General features: G+C 63.8%; 10 protein-coding genes. 3 read left to right on the top strand and 7 right to left on the bottom strand.

Features of this window, described 5'->3' with window-relative positions; genetic code table 11:
• The first annotated feature begins 5 nt into the window (after positions 1 to 5).
• The gene (locus tag BLJAPNOD_RS02870; RefSeq protein ID WP_077505457.1) at positions 6 to 2,009 is read left to right on the top strand and encodes a hydantoinase/oxoprolinase family protein; all 2,004 of its coding nucleotides are present in this window, start codon (positions 6 to 8) and stop codon (positions 2,007 to 2,009) included.
• A 115-nt stretch (positions 2,010 to 2,124) separates the two neighbouring features.
• The gene (locus BLJAPNOD_RS02865; RefSeq protein ID WP_115418836.1) at positions 2,125 to 4,296 is read left to right on the top strand and encodes a malate synthase G; all 2,172 of its coding nucleotides are present in this window, start codon (positions 2,125 to 2,127) and stop codon (positions 4,294 to 4,296) included.
• Positions 4,297 to 4,328: 32 nt separating this feature from the next.
• On the opposite strand, the gene BLJAPNOD_RS02860 is transcribed toward BLJAPNOD_RS02865, so the two are convergent.
• Together BLJAPNOD_RS02860 and BLJAPNOD_RS02855 are read right to left on the bottom strand one after the other, a co-directional pair.
• Positions 4,329 to 6,266 carry a methyl-accepting chemotaxis protein gene (locus BLJAPNOD_RS02860; RefSeq protein ID WP_115418835.1) on the bottom strand — a complete coding sequence of 646 codons (1,938 nt, stop codon included), beginning with the start codon at positions 6,264 to 6,266 and terminating at the stop codon, positions 4,329 to 4,331.
• 271 nt (positions 6,267 to 6,537) lie between these two features.
• Positions 6,538 to 7,227 (bottom strand): L,D-transpeptidase, encoded by a 690-nt coding sequence (locus BLJAPNOD_RS02855; RefSeq protein ID WP_077505463.1) that lies wholly within the window; start codon positions 7,225 to 7,227, stop codon positions 6,538 to 6,540.
• Between the two features lie 182 nt (positions 7,228 to 7,409).
• Between BLJAPNOD_RS02855 and BLJAPNOD_RS02850 the strand changes: the two genes are divergently transcribed.
• A complete protein-coding gene (locus tag BLJAPNOD_RS02850; protein ID WP_115418834.1) occupies positions 7,410 to 7,949 on the top strand; it encodes an MmcB family DNA repair protein in 540 nt (179 codons plus the stop codon).
• Here BLJAPNOD_RS02850 and BLJAPNOD_RS02845 read toward each other — a convergent pair whose 3' ends face one another.
• From BLJAPNOD_RS02845 to BLJAPNOD_RS02825, 5 genes are all read right to left on the bottom strand, one after another.
• Positions 7,950 to 8,534, bottom strand: coding sequence for an ActR/PrrA/RegA family redox response regulator transcription factor (locus tag BLJAPNOD_RS02845; RefSeq protein WP_025425369.1), 585 nt, complete (start codon positions 8,532 to 8,534; stop codon positions 7,950 to 7,952).
• Positions 8,535 to 8,617: 83 nt separating this feature from the next.
• A complete protein-coding gene (locus tag BLJAPNOD_RS02840; protein WP_199565978.1) occupies positions 8,618 to 9,922 on the bottom strand; it encodes an ActS/PrrB/RegB family redox-sensitive histidine kinase in 1,305 nt (434 codons plus the stop codon).
• A 138-nt stretch (positions 9,923 to 10,060) separates the two neighbouring features.
• Positions 10,061 to 12,520, bottom strand: a complete 2,460-nt coding sequence (hrpB, locus tag BLJAPNOD_RS02835) for an ATP-dependent helicase HrpB (RefSeq protein ID WP_115418832.1) — start codon at positions 12,518 to 12,520, stop codon at positions 10,061 to 10,063.
• Positions 12,517 to 13,182, bottom strand: a complete 666-nt coding sequence (locus BLJAPNOD_RS02830; RefSeq protein WP_244610867.1) for an ATP-binding cassette domain-containing protein — start codon at positions 13,180 to 13,182, stop codon at positions 12,517 to 12,519. The genes hrpB and BLJAPNOD_RS02830 overlap by 4 nt, the downstream gene beginning before the upstream one ends.
• Complete coding sequence (locus BLJAPNOD_RS02825) at positions 13,183 to 14,814, bottom strand: ABC transporter permease (RefSeq protein ID WP_115421106.1); 1,632 nt, start codon at positions 14,812 to 14,814, stop codon at positions 13,183 to 13,185.
• Positions 14,815 to 14,841 lie beyond the last annotated feature (27 nt).

Raw genomic sequence — 14,841 nt, 5'->3', positions numbered from 1 at the left:
TCGAAGTGACGTCCCATTTTCTTCTCGGCATCGATACCGGCGGAACCTACACCGACGCGGTCCTCTTCAGCGAAACGGCGGGTGTGGTCGCCAAGGCAAAGGCGCTGACCACGCGCCACGATCTGGCGGTCGGCATTGCCGGCGCGGTCGAGCAGGTGTTGCAGAAGGCGGATGTTCCGGCCTCCGCCATCAGCCTCGTGTCCCTGTCGACCACGCTTGCCACCAACGCGCTGGTCGAGGGCCAGGGCGGCAGGGCCGGCCTGGTCATGATCGGTTTTGGCCCCGAGGATCTGAAGCGCGACGGGCTGCAGGATGCGCTCGGCTCGGATCCAGTGATCTTCCTGCCGGGTGGGCATAATGTTCATGGCGGCGAAACGCCGCTCGACATGACCGCGCTGGACGAAGCCCTGCCTGTCCTGGCCGATCAGGTATCCTCCTTCGCGATCGCCGGCTATTTCGCCGTGCGCAATCCTGCCCACGAGCAGCGCGTGCGCGACCGCATTCGTGAAGTCTCGCATCTGCCCGTCACCTGCAGCCATGAGCTTTCGTCCAAGCTCGGCGGTCCGCGCCGGGCGCTGACGACGCTTTTGAATGCCCGTCTCGTCTCGATGATCGATCGCCTGATCGGTTCCTGCGAGGGGTTTCTGAAATCCCGCGGCATCGACGTGCCCATGATGGTGGTGCGCGGCGACGGCGCCCTGATCTCGGCCGAGGAGGCAAGGCTCCGGCCGATCGAGACGATTCTGTCCGGACCCGCGGCGAGCCTTGTCGGCGCGCGGCACCTGACCGGTCTCGACAATGCCGTCGTCTCGGATATCGGGGGAACGACCACCGATGTCGCGGTGCTCGACCGCGGTCGGCCGCGGCTCGATGCCGAAGGCGCTGTTGTCGGCGGTTTCCGCACCATGGTCGAGGCGGTGGCGATGCGGACCTATGGCCTTGGCGGCGATTCGGAGGTTCGCATCAACGATCGCGGGCTGAAGGCGAAGATCGATCTTGGTCCCAGGCGGCTGATGCCGCTCAGCCTTGCCGCCGCGCTGCATGGCGATGCGGTGCTGTCCGTTCTGGAAAAGCAGCTGCGGGCGCAGCATGCCGGCCGCAACAACGGCCGTCTGGCCGTTCGCACCGGCCTGCCCGATCATCTGGCGAGCGGCCTGCAGCCGCAGGAGCAGGCGCTCTATGAGCGCATCGGCGCCGTGCCGATCTCGCTCGAAAACCTTTTGACCTCCACGCCGCAGCGGGCAACGCTCGATCGGCTGGTGGCGCGTGGCCTGGTGCATATCTGCGGGCTGACGCCTTCCGACGCCATGCATGTGCTCGGCCGGCAATCGCAATGGAGCGCTGACGCTGCCCGTCTCGGCATCGAGCTTGCAGCGCGTACCCGCGATGGCTCCGGCCAGCCGATCGCTGCGTCTGCCGAGGCGATGGCAGAGATGATCGTCGACCGCGTCACGCGCCAATCCTCCGAAGTCATCCTGCAGGCCTGTCTAGGCGAAGACGGCGCGGGCGCCATCGATCCGGCGGTATCGCAGGCGGTCGATCGCGCGCTCAAGCGCGCTCCAGGCATCGTCCGGTTTTCGCTCGGTCTCGATCGCCCGCTCGTCGGCCTGGGCGCTTCTGCGCCGGTCTATTACCCCGCCATTGCCGATATGCTCGGCACCGAGCCGGCAATCCCCAACGAAGCCGATGTCGCCAATGCCGTCGGCGCGGTCGTCGGCCAGGTCAGGGCGTCCGTCACCGTGTTCGTCACCATGCCGGAAGAGGGCATCTTCATCGTCAACGGGGCAGGAGCGAGCGAGCGCTTCCTCGATCAGAACCGGGCCTTTTCAGCGGCGCGCCGTCGTGCCGAGACGATGGCGCTTGAGGCAGCCCGCACCAACGGTGCTGACGAGCCGGTCTCGATGCTGCGCGAAGAAATCGATGCCCCCGAAGTCGAAGGAAGCCGCAAGCTGATCGAGGCCCGCTTCATCGCTCAGGCCAGCGGCAGGCCACGTATCGCCCATGGGTGATCTTTTCCATTTTGGAAACAATTCTTCGCATCCTTGCTGAATTGACAGGGAATGAATTGATGAGAAACTGCCGGCCTTTCACGCGCGCGAGTGGCCTGTTTCAAGGAGTAAGATAATGGACCGCATTGAGAAGTTTGGATTGAAGATCGATGCAGGTCTGCATGGCTTTCTGGTGAACGAGGCGATGCCCGGAACCGGCGTCGATGCCGAGCGGTTCTTTGCCGCCCTGTCGGAGATCGTCCATGATCTCGCGCCGAAGAACCGCGCCTTGCTCGCCAAGCGCGACGACCTGCAGGCGAAGATTGACGCCTGGTATCGCGACAATGGCGCGCCGAACGACCTTGAAGCCTACCAGGGCTTTCTGAAGGAGATCGGCTATCTCTTGGCCGAAGGTCCCGAGTTCTCGGTCTCGACCGGCAATGTCGATCCGGAGATCGCGACCATTGCCGGCCCGCAGCTGGTCGTTCCCGTGATGAATGCCCGCTATGCGCTCAACGCTGCCAATGCGCGCTGGGGCTCGCTCTATGACGCGCTCTACGGCACTGACGCGATTTCCGACGATGGCGGCGCTGAAAAGGGACGCGGCTACAATCCCAAGCGCGGCGCCAAGGTTATCGCCTGGGCACGCGACTTCCTCGACGCCAGCGCGCCGCTCCAAAGCGGCAGCTGGAAGGATGTTTCATCGCTGACAGTCGCTTCCGGAGGCCTCTCGGTCACGCTTGCGGGCGACGCCGAGACCACGCTTCGCAATCCCGCGCAGTTTGCCGGCTATGACGGTTCGGACGACGCGCCGTCGCAGGTTGTTCTCCGGCACAACAATCTGCATGCCGTCGTCGTTCTCGATGCCACGACGCCGATCGGCAAGGATGATCCGGCCCATATTTCCGACGTCATTCTCGAATCGGCGATCACCACCATCATGGACTGCGAAGATTCGGTCGCCGCCGTCGATGCCGAAGATAAGGTGGTCGTCTACCGCAACTGGCTCGGCCTGATGAAGGGCGATCTCGAGGAAGAAGTCGTCAAGGGTGGCCGCAGCTTCACGCGCCGGCTCAATGCCGATCGCACCTACACGGCACCCGGCGGTGGCACGCTGTCGCTTCCGGGCCGCTCGCTGATGTTGGTGCGCAATGTCGGCCACCTCATGACGAATCCGGCTATCCTTGATCGCGACGGCAATGAAGTGCCGGAAGGCATCATGGATGCCATGGCAACCGCGCTGATCGCGCTGCACGATATCGGCGACGGTGGCCGCCGCATGAACTCCCGCGAAGGCTCGATGTATGTCGTCAAGCCGAAGATGCACGGGCCGGAAGAAGTCGCCTTTGCCTGCGAGATTTTTTCGCGCGTCGAGACGGCGCTCGGCATGCCGGCCAATACCATGAAGATGGGCATCATGGACGAGGAGCGCCGCACCACGGTCAACCTCAAGGAATGCATCCGTGCGGCGCGCGAACGCGTCGTCTTCATCAACACCGGCTTCCTCGATCGCACCGGCGACGAGATCCATACCTCGATGGAAGCAGGCCCGATGATCCGCAAGGGCGATATGAAACAGGCGGCATGGATCGCGGCTTACGAAAACTGGAACGTCGACATTGGTCTCGAATGCGGCCTTTCCGGTCACGCGCAGATCGGCAAGGGCATGTGGGCCATGCCCGACCTGATGGCGGCGATGCTGGAGCAGAAGATCGCTCACCCGAAGGCTGGCGCCAACACCGCATGGGTTCCGTCGCCGACGGCTGCCACCCTGCATGCCACCCACTACCACCGGGTCAACGTTGCCGACGTTCAGGCTGGTCTGAAGAGCCGGGCACGGGCCAAGCTCGGCGATATCCTCTCGGTTCCGGTTGCGACGCGTCCAAACTGGACGCCGGAGGAAATCCAGCGCGAGCTCGACAACAATGCGCAGGGCATCCTCGGTTACGTCGTGCGCTGGGTCGACCAGGGCGTCGGTTGCTCCAAGGTGCCCGATATCAACAATGTCGGCCTGATGGAGGATCGTGCCACGCTGCGCATTTCCGCCCAACACATGGCCAACTGGCTGCACCATGGGGTGGTCACCGAAGCACAGGTCGCCGAGACGATGAAGCGCATGGCCGCTGTCGTCGATGGTCAGAACGCCGATGATCCGCAGTATGTCGCGATGGCCGGCAACTTCGATGGCTCGATCGCCTTCCAGGCGGCGCTCGAGCTTGTCCTCGAGGGGCGCCAACAACCGAACGGTTACACCGAACCGGTCCTGCACCGCCGTCGTCGCGAGCTGAAAGCCAAACTGGCGGCCTGATCGGGCCGCCAGCTGAATTCATCGAGGCTGGGTCAGAACTCGGCCCAGCCTTCGGTGGCCAACGCCGTGTTTCCTTGCACCAGTGGCGCAGCAGGTCGTCTTACGGCCGGGCGGGCGTTGCTGCCAGCGTATTGCTGGGCGCTGACGGCGCGCGGCGCGGTTCTGCGCGCTCCCGATTGGGGCGAGGCGCTGGTTTCGCCGGACAGTTGGAACCTGTCGATCAGGGCTCGAAGGTTGCTGCCCTCCTGGGCAAGCGTCGCCGAAGCGGCATTTGCCTCCTCGACCATGGCGGCGTTGCGCTGCGTCACCTGGTCCATCTGGTTGACAGCCGTATTGACCTCGGCCAACCCGACGGATTGCTCCCGTGCCGATGTGGCGATGGCCGCCATATGCTCGTTGATGGTGATGACATGCGCCTCGATGGTCTTCAGGGCCTCGCCGGTATCGCGCACCAGTCGCACGCCGCTTTCGACCTCCGAGCTGGAGCTGCGAATCAGTTCCTTGATTTCCTTGGCGGCTTTTGCCGAGCGCTGTGCCAGCTCGCGCACTTCCTGTGCCACGACCGCAAAGCCCTTGCCGGCTTCACCCGCCCGTGCTGCCTCGACACCGGCATTCAGTGCCAGCAGGTTGGTCTGGAAGGCGATTTCGTCGATCACGCCGATGATGCTGGAAATCTGGCTGGATGATTCTTCGATCCGCCGCATCGCCTCGACGGCATTTGCCACGACGACGGCAGACTGCGTCGCGCTGGTCTTTGCTTCACCTGCCACATCGCGGGCCTCCTCCGTCCGGCGTGAGGAGTTGCTGACATTGGCGGTAATCTGGTCGAGGGCTGCAGCCGTTTCCTCCAGGGATGCCGCCTGCTGCTCCGTGCGTTTTGACAGGTCATCGGCGCTCTGGCTGATTTCACGGGTGCCCAGGCCGATGTTGCCGGCGCTGTCGGCAACTGCAAGCATGGCATCGTTGAGCTGCCCGGCTGCCTTGTTGAGGTCGTGACGCAATTGCTCGAATTCGGCGGAGAACGGCTCGTCCAACCGCACGGCAAGATCGCCGTCGGCCAGCCGCTGCAAGCCTGTCGCAAGACCCGATGTTGCCTGGACCAGCCTCTGCTGCGCGGCCCGCTCGGCCTCCGCCTGCATTCTCGTGCGCTCGGCTTCGCCATTGCGGCGGCTCTCTTCGGCTTCCGCCTGCAGGCGGAGGTTGGACCGGGCGGCTTCCCGGAACGATTGGATGGCGCGGGCCATCTCGGCGATCTCGTCCTTGCCGGTCACCGCGGTGCCGTCATCGTCGAGATGGCCGTCGATGAGTTTGCGCATCGCGCCGATCTGTCGGCCGAGTGGGCCGATCACACCACGTGAAACAACCAGATACGTTCCGGCAGCCAGCACGAGGACGAGCAGGATGATACCGATGCTGAGCACCTGCACCGTCTCGAACTCACGATGCTGTGCCTGAAAGACCTCATCCGACAAGTGAACTTGCAGATCGGAAATCTCCGAAATGGTCTCGGTCAACGGATCGATGGTTTCGTAGAGCGCCGTCCGAACGAAGCTGTCGAGTGCCGCCGAATCACCCTCGGACAGGATCTTGGTCAGCGTCGCGATCGAATCCATCGCGATCACCATCTGCTGCTTGGCGTTCTCGACGAGCTTATGTTCTTCTGGCGTCATCGAGGTCGAGACATAGGCGTCCCAGTTGGCCGTTATCACCTGACGCGCATTGTTGACCGATGCGAGGCCCGTCTCCATCGTCTCGTTTCCATTGCGCACCTTGTGCGCCGCATCTACGATGGAAACGGCAAAAGCGTCCGATGTCGCCTTTAGATTCTTCAGCGGCACGATGCGGTCGGCATAGACCGCATCCATCGTTTCGCTGTTTTCGGCGAGCGCATGCTGGCTGTAGACGGCAATGCCGATCGCGATGAGTGACAACAGTGCGATCGCACTGAGGAGCTTGGTCTTGATCAGCATGTCCGGTCCCTTTGGTTAGGCATCTCTCGGCCACACTTTTTAGTTAATTAGATAATCCTTGCTTAATAACGTGCTGAAATTCCGGCCTTATTGCGCGTTTTTTGAACAAATCGTCGTGCCGGATTCAGATGTCGGCCACCCTGATTTGAAGTGCCTGAAGCAGAGCAACTCTGCGTATCAAGGCCGACGGAATATTGTCGGGGATGTGCGGCCAACAAAAAAGCCGCCGAGGATCCCGGCGGCTCTGATCGCATGATTCAAGTAGTGTTTTTTACTGCTGGACGACCACGCGTGCGTTCTTGCCCGGACGGACCCGCGAATAGAGATCGATGATGTCCTGGTTCATCAGGCGGATGCAGCCGGACGACGCGGCCGTGCCGATCGACGACCATTCCGGCGTGCCGTGCAGACGGAACAGCGTGTCCTTGCCCTGGTCGTTGAAGAGGTAGAGCGCGCGCGCGCCGAGTGGGTTCTTCAGGCCGGGGCCCATGCCTGCCTCGACGTACTTCGCCACTTCCGGCTTGCGCTCCGCCATTTCCTTCGGAGGGTGCCACATCGGCCATTCCTGCTTCCAGGCGATATAGGCTTCGCCTTCCCATGCGAAACCGGCCTTGCCGACGCCGATGCCGTAGCGCACGGCCTTGCCGCCGGGCAGCACGTAGTAGAGGAAACGGTTCGGCGTGTTCACGACGATCGTGCCGGGGCGCTCGCTCGTCGAATAGTCGACGATCTGGCGATGGAAACGATTTTCGACCCTGTTGATCGGAACGGCAGGGAGCGCATAGCCGTGATCCTCAACTGCGCCATAATCACCCGAAAAGATCTGATTCGAAGCGACTTGCACCGCAGCGGGAGCAGGCTCACCGCTAGCCGTCTCGGACTTGGTCGAAGTTGTCGAGCAGCCGGCCATGGCGAGTGTCGCCGCCAGGCTGCACAGGAAGAAGGCATTGCGGAAACGCATAGGAGTCTCTTAAATAAGAAGCGAAGAAAAACTGGGTCGGCCCGACCATCAGTGGCTACGGTTATTTTCGATTAGTTGCTGCTATGCAAGGGATTGCGCGGCAACAAGGCGGCGGGAAAGTGTAAATTCCGTGACGCTGGCTTTTTTGCAACAAAAGCGGTGACGTACGAGAGTCTAGACGAATGACAATTCTCTCTATCCATGGCGACAACCCTCTCGTCGACGGTCGGCAATCGAATCGCGCGCTCCTGGTGCGCCGCGGAGTCCAGCGACTTTTCGCCGAACTTCGGCACTCGGTGCTGCCGGAGCTCACGCTCGCCAGCGGCCGTCGCGCCGATCTCATCTCTTTGTCGGTAAAGGGCGAAATCTGGATCGTCGAGATCAAGACGTCGATCGAGGATTTTCGGGTGGATCGCAAATGGCCGGATTATCGGCAGCACTGCGACCGACTGTTCTTCGCCACCCATGGCGACGTTCCACTCGATATCTTCCCGGAGGATTGCGGCCTGCTGCTTTCGGATGGTTATGATGGGCACATCATCCGTGACGCACCGGAACATCGGCTGGCGCCGGCCACCCGAAAATCGGTGCTGCAGCTCTTTGCCCGCACCGCCGCGCAACGGCTGATGCTGGCGGAGTGGGCCGCCGAGCGCAATGGCGAACTCGGCAACTCCATACGCGATATCGTATCCGGCTCCCGCGACGGGACCGCCGAAGGCTGATTATTTTGGCGCGCGTTTCGCGAGGATACGCTGCAGGGTCCGGCGGTGCATGTTGAGCCGGCGTGCCGTTTCCGACACGTTGCGCTCGCACATCTCGTAGACGCGCTGAATGTGCTCCCACCGCACACGGTCGGCGGACATCGGGTTTTCCGGCGGCTCCACCCGTTCGCCCTGTCGCTGCACCAGTGCAGCGAAGATGTCGTCGGCGTCGGCCGGCTTGGCAAGGTAATCGACCGCCCCGAGCTTCACGGCATTCACGGCCGTTGCGATGTTACCGTAGCCGGTCAGCATGATCATGCGGGTGTCGTCGCGGCGGCTGCGGATCGCCTCGATCACGTCGAGGCCGCTGCCGTCGCCGAGCCTCAGATCGATGACCGCGTATTTCGGCGGGTTGCCCTTTGCCTTGGCAATGCCTTCTGCAACGGACTCGGCGATATCGACGGTGAAGCCGCGCGCTTCCATGGCGCGGGCGAGGCGTCGAAGGAACGGGGCGTCATCGTCGACGAGCAGCAACGTTCTGTCCGGTCCGATCAGTTCGGCGTCCTGGGCATGCGTGCTGGGCGATGCTGTCGATTTTTCGGTCATTCTCGCAATCCTTGGGCGAAAATCGGGAGGTTTTCACCGAGATTATAGGTTTCCTGTCATGCGGTTCAATAAACTGCCAAACGTCATTTCGCCAGTTTCGTATCCATCAGTGCACGCGGCCATTCGACGCTGACCTTGGCGCCGGGTCGATCTGCGCCGCCGTTCTCGAAGCGCAGCCGTGCGCCGGAGCGCTCCAGCAGCGTCTTGGCGATAAACAGGCCAAGCCCGAGGCCACCGGCGCTGTCGTCCTTCTGCCGCCGCGTGACATAGGGTTCGCCGATACGCATCAGGATATCGGGGGCAAAACCGTCGCCATCATCGGCAATCGTGACCTTCACATGCTCGGCCGTGTGCTCGACCGTAACCGTCACCTGCTTCTTGGCGTAGTCGACCGCATTTTCGAGCAGATTGCCGAGCCCGTAGAGAATGCCGGCATTACGGTTGCCGACCGGCTCGGATGCCTTGTCGCCCTTTTCGACCAGATTGATGTGAATGCCGAACTCGCGGTGCGGCGCCATCACTTCTTCCACCAGCGAGGAGAGCGGCAGGAGCCGCATATGCTCTTCGCTCTCGGAGGACAGCGTCGTCAGCCGCTTGAGAATGTCGCGGCATCGCTCGCTCTGGCTGCGCAAGAGGTGCACGTCCTCGCCGAAGCGCGGATCGTCGCCGAGTTCGCGCTCCATTTCCTTGGCGACAACGCTGATCGTGGCAAGCGGAGTGCCGAGTTCATGGGCGGCGGCGGCGGCCAGGCCGTCGAGCTGCGAAAGGTGCTTTTCACGTTGCAGCACCAGTTCGGTCGCCGTCAGCGCCTCCGACAGTTCGCTGGCTTCGAGCGAGACGCGATAGGTGTAGAAGGCGGCAAAGGCCGTCATCGACACGATCGCAAACCAGATGCCGGCCGTCAGCACCCGCGGCATCAACAGGAGCGTGCCGGGATACCAGGGCAACGGGAAGGGGGAGAAGGCGAGGGCCGTGACGCCGATCACCGCAAGCCCGGCAAGAACGATGCTGTGCGGCTTCGGCTGAGAGGCCGAGGAAATGATGACGGGCACGCACAGCAGCGGCGCAAACGGATTGGCAAGTCCGCCGGTGATGAACAGCAGGCCGGTCAACTGCGCCAGGTCGAGCCCGAGGAGCGCGAAGGCGGCCGGCGGCCGCAACCGATGCGTCGGCGGAAAGCGCAGCGTGAGATAGGTATTGACCAGGGCCAGCGTGGCAATCAGCACCAGGCACAAGAGCAAGGGCAGGGGAAACTGCAGCCACAACGCGGTGATGATGACGGCGATCGACTGGCCGCCGACCGCAAGCCAGCGAAGGCGGATGAGCGTCTGCAGCCGCAGGCTTCTGTTGGAGGTCGGATCGTTGTGTTCCATCGCCACTGCCGTCATGCCTGCCCTTGTTCCCATTACAGCGCCGCGCGTCAAATCCGACGCGCAAGGGACGCTGGCTTTAAACCTGCTACAAAGTTTCTTCTCAAATCGATTCCGATTTAAGGAATCATACAGTCGTCCTTCAGAGGCGCTGCCTCATGTACCACGCGGTTTTGCCCGTGTCGTCGGCGCGGCTTCCGCCGGGTTTTCCGGCCATGGGTGCTTGGGATAGCGCCCGCGCATGTCGGCGCGGACATCGCGCCACGACCCCGCCCAGAAACCCGGCAGGTCACGCGTGGTCTGGATCGGCTGCCGGCCGGGCGAGATCAGTTCGAGCAGCAGCGGCAACCGGCCGTCGCCGATGGCAGGATGTTTCTTCAGCCCGAACAGTTCCTGCACCCGGATGGAGAGAAGCGGCTCGTCGCCGTCATAGTGGATCGGATGCCGTTGTCCCGTCGGCGCCTCGAAGTGCGTCGGCGCCAGTTTTGCCAGCTCCCGTTGCCGGTCGTGCGGTATTAGTGACAGCAATCCTTCGGACAGTGCGCCAGACTTGATGTCGGCGATGGCGGTGATGCCATGCTGAAACGGAACGAACCAGTCCTCGAGGCTTAGCAGCAGGGCTTCGTCGGAAACTTCCGGCCACGGTTCGCCGATCGAGCGGTGGAGGAAGCCGATGCGATCGCGCAGCTGCATCGCCTCCTTGGAAAACGGCAGGATCGCCAGCCCGAGCTGGCGCACACCGTCGGCAAGCGCCCGTGCCGCACTTTCGCCGGTCGGCCTTGGCAGCGGCGCCTCCTCGAAGATGATGGCGCCGAGCCGCGTGACGCGCCGCGCTCGCACCTGGCGGCTCGCCCGGTCGAAAACGCTTTGCTCCTCGCGCACGATCGCTTCGGGCATATGCGCCTCGACGTCGGCACGCGAAAGCTCGGCTGCCGCCAGCACGCGCTGGCCGCCGGCACGACCCGTCAAGTCGGCGATCACAAGCATGTTGGCCGCGGCGAGGCGTTCGGTCTCGGCGATTTCGGCGCCGCGGCCGTTGGCCATCACGAACCGCCCGCGTCCTCCGCGCTGCAGCGCGATGCGATCCGGGAAGGCATGCATCAGCAGCGTTCCGGGCTGGATCGGTTCGTTTGATCTCGGCCCGCCCTTGAGCTCGGCTGCCATGCGGCGGGCAAGGTTGCGCGAGGCCTCGGCGCGCTCGCCGCGCTCCTGGCGAAAGCGCCGCAGCCGGTCTTCCAGATCGATGGCGTTGCCGCCGAGCCCCTGTTCGGTCAGCATGACCGCCAGCAGGCAGGCGGCCTCGCCCTGGCCTTCTTCGGCTGCCGAAACAGCCATCGCCGCAAGGCGCGGGGGTAGCGCCAGATCGCGGATCTTGCGCCCCCTCGGTGTTAGCGCGCCGGCGCCGTCGAGCGCGCCAAGCTCGCCCAGCAGCTTTCGGGCTTCGGCAAGGGTGGTTTCGGGTGGCGGGTCGATGAAGGCCAGGGCTGCGGGATCGCTGACACCCCAGTGGGCCATATCGAGTAGCAGCCCGGAGAGGTCGCTGGCCAGGATCTGTGGCGGGGTAAAGGCGGCAAGGGCCGCGGTCTGGCCGGCATGCCAGAGACGGATCGCGACACCCGGCTCCGTTCGCCCGGCGCGGCCGGCGCGCTGGTCAGCCGACGCGCGCGAGACGCGCACGGTCTCGAGTCGGGTGATGCCGGTCGAGGCTTCGAACACCGGCAGTCTCTGCAAGCCGCTGTCGATGACGATCCGCACGCCATCGATGGTGATCGAGGTCTCGGCGATCGAGGTGGCAAGAACGATCTTGCGCGTGCCCTTCGGCGCCGGCCGGATCGCTGCGTCCTGCTCCTTCTGGGTCAGGTTTCCGTAGAGCGGAACGACAGTGGTCTCGGGGCCAAACCGGTCGGCAAGCCGTGCCGCTGTGCGGGTGATTTCGGCCTGTCCCGGAAGAAAGGCGAGGATCGATCCTTCTTCGCTGCGATGCGCCTCGACGATGGCGCGCACGACCGCGTCCTCGACGCTCTCGCCGCCGCGGTCCTGGTTGCGGATGTCGATCGGAAAGCTGCGCCCCTGGCTTTCGATGACGGCGGCATCGCCGAGCAATTTTGACACGCGGGCGACGTCGAGCGTCGCCGACATGACGATGATCCGGAGATCGTCGCGCAAGGCCGACTGAACGTCGAGCGCCAGCGCCAGCCCAAAATCGGCATCCAATGACCGTTCGTGAAATTCGTCGAACAGCACGGCGGAGACGCCGGCGAGCTCCGGATCGTCGAGGATCATGCGGGCAAAGACCCCTTCGGTCACCACTTCGATCCGGGTCTTTGCCGATATCCGGTTGTCGAGCCGCATGCGGTAGCCGACGGTTTCTCCCACCTTCTCGCCGAGCAACTCCGCCATGCGGCCGGCAGCTGCCCGGGCGGCGAGCCGCCGGGGTTCGAGCAGGATGATCTTGCCGCCCTTCAGCCACGGCTGGTCGAGCAGGAACAGCGGCACAAGCGTCGTCTTTCCGGCGCCGGGCGGTGCCGAAAGCACGGCGGAGCGGGCCCTATCGAGAGCCTCGGCGATTTGGGGCAGAACCTCGCGCACCGGCAAGGCAGGGAGAGTAACCGTCACGATTGCGTCTCCGCTCCGATATGAATGAGCGCACCACCGGCGGCATCCGCGTCCGCCAGGTCATGTGTCACGAGGATTGTCGGCAGGCCAGCCGAGCGCGCCTTGGCAAAGACCAGTTCGCGCGCCTGCTGGCGCAGGGCCATGTCGAGTTTGGAGAAGGGCTCGTCGAGCAGCAGCAGGCGCGGCTCGGAGAGAAGCACGCGCTGGAGGGCGACGCGCGCCTTTTGCCCGCCCGACAACGTCTCCGGATCGCGGTCGAAGAAGCCTGCAAGACCAACTTCATCGAGCGCCTCTTCGGCCAGTCGGCGCCTTGCATCTCGGCCCTTGATCGCCTCGGTAATGGCAAAGACGATGTTGCCGCCGACCGAAAGATGCGGGAACAGCAGCGGGTCCTGGAAAAGAATGCCGGTATGGCGTTGTTGCGGCGGCAGGCCGATCAGATCGTTCTCTCCGAGCCGAACCGCACCGTTGGCGACAAAGGCAGGATCGAGGAAGCCGCCGATATAGGCAAGCAGCGCCGACTTGCCGGCGCCTGACGGCCCCATGATCGTCAGCACGTCGCCGGGCATCACCATCGCTGAAACGGAAAGCAGCAGCTGGCCCGCGAGCCGGATGGTCACATCGCACAGAGTGAGAGCCATCGTCTTGCCCGGTGTTTGCATTCAAATCCTCATTGCCCGTCGGTGGCGGAATAGCAATTGCGGCACCAGCGATGCAACGAGAAAACCGAGGAACGGCAACAGCGCCTGCAGCAGCGCATAGACGCCGATGATGCGCCGATCGCCGCCTGATGAAAGCGCCACGGCTTCGGTGGTGATCGTCGTCACCCGGCCGGCGCCGATCAGCACAGTCGGCAGATAAAGACTGATGGAGACTGCAAAGCCGACGGCAAAGGCGGTGAGACAAGCGCGGAGCAGCATCGGCAGCCGGATGGTGACGAGGATCGCCAGCGGTGACTTGCCCAGCCCGGACGCAATTTGTTCGTAACGCCGGTCGAGCGCCCGCCAGGGCGGCCCAAGTGACAAGAGCACATAGGGTAGAACGAAAACCAGATGCACCGCGGCGACGGTGGCGATCGACGGTGAAAACCCCACCATCGCTGCCAGTATCTGCAATCCGAACACGAAGGCGATCTCCGGAACCAGCAACGGCAGAAAGACGGGGAGCCAACGATCGGCTGAGCGGTGCGCGCTCCGCGATAACAGCCCGATGGCGATCGCAAGGGCGACGAGCGAAGACAGAAGAGCGACGGCGACGGTGGTTGCCAGCGGTGCGGCGAGCGCCCCGAGAGCGCGGTCCCATGTTTTGAGCGTGAGGCTTGTCGGCAGACGATCGGGAAAGGGCCAAAAGCCCGCGACCGACCACAGCGCCAGCAGGCCGAGACCGATGAAGATGAATGCGGCGGACACGGCCATCACTGACGCTGCGGCCAGGCGAAGAAACCCGTCGCCGACAAGTCGTTTTCCCGAAGAACTCAGGCGTCGATGACAAATACGCCCAAGCCGTTCGACGCCGAGCCAGATCGTGATCGCGAGCAGGCCGAGCGCAAGCTGCAGCACGGCGCCGGCCGATGCGAGGAAGCGGGTGCCGATGTCGTCGTCGGCGAGCCACCGGGCGATACGCACCGGCAAGGTCGGCGGCAATTGCGGCCCGAGGATCATCGCGACGTCGACCACCGAGGTCGAGTAGACCAGCACCGCAAAAACCGGCAGCCGGACCTGCCGGTAGAGCAGCGGCCAGAGCGCGATAGCAAAGCCCGACACCCTGTTATAGCCGAGCGCCGTCATCAAGCGCCGCGCATTCGCGACCGGCAACTGCGGCAACGCGGCCAGCATCACCAGCAACAGAAAGGGGACCTCCTTGGCGATAAGGCCTGACATCATCGACAGCCCGAGCGGATCGTTGGGGATGAGCCAGTCAGGCGGGCGGGTGAAGCCGGTGAGTTCGGGAGAGATGATCCGAAGCAGAAAGCCGGACGGCGCGATCAGGAAGGCGATCGCAAAGGCCGATGCGGCATGCGGCACGGCGAGCAGCGGCGACAGCAGGTGCTGGATGAAGGCGAAGGACCGCGTCCCGGCAAAACCGGCGACGAAGGTCGCGACCACGATGAGAGCGACAAACGTGCTGGTCAGCCCTGCCGAAAGACTGATGAGCGCCGAGCGCAGGATATGCGGTTGGTCGGCAAGCGCCTCGAAGTGCCGAAATGTCACCTGGGTCCCACCGAGTGCCGGCAGGTAGCCGAAGGCCGGAAGCAGGGTGCCGGCGAGCCCGGCCAGCACCGGCAGGCATAACATCACGGTAAGGCCGGTGCCGATGCGTGG

Origin of the sequence: Ensifer sp. M14, assembly GCF_003355565.1 — a bacterium.
GTDB lineage: Bacteria > Pseudomonadota > Alphaproteobacteria > Rhizobiales > Rhizobiaceae > Ensifer.
Note: the sequence above shows the minus strand (reverse complement) of the source record. Positions and strands in the feature narration are given on the sequence as shown.

Coding starts and splice junctions, on each gene's coding strand:
- BLJAPNOD_RS02865 (WP_115418836.1), top strand. CDS start 2,125: ATGGACCGCATTGAGAAGTTTGGATTGAAGATCGATGCAGGTCTGCAT.
- BLJAPNOD_RS02860 (WP_115418835.1), bottom strand. CDS start 6,266: ATGCTGATCAAGACCAAGCTCCTCAGTGCGATCGCACTGTTGTCACTC.
- BLJAPNOD_RS02855 (WP_077505463.1), bottom strand. CDS start 7,227: ATGCGTTTCCGCAATGCCTTCTTCCTGTGCAGCCTGGCGGCGACACTC.
- BLJAPNOD_RS02850 (WP_115418834.1), top strand. CDS start 7,410: ATGACAATTCTCTCTATCCATGGCGACAACCCTCTCGTCGACGGTCGG.
- BLJAPNOD_RS02845 (WP_025425369.1), bottom strand. CDS start 8,534: ATGACCGAAAAATCGACAGCATCGCCCAGCACGCATGCCCAGGACGCC.
- BLJAPNOD_RS02840 (WP_199565978.1), bottom strand. CDS start 9,922: ATGACGGCAGTGGCGATGGAACACAACGATCCGACCTCCAACAGAAGC.
- BLJAPNOD_RS02830 (WP_244610867.1), bottom strand. CDS start 13,182: ATGCAAACACCGGGCAAGACGATGGCTCTCACTCTGTGCGATGTGACC.
- BLJAPNOD_RS02825 (WP_115421106.1), bottom strand. CDS start 14,814: ATGTTATGCCTGCCGGTGCTGGCCGGGCTCGCCGGCACCCTGCTTCCG.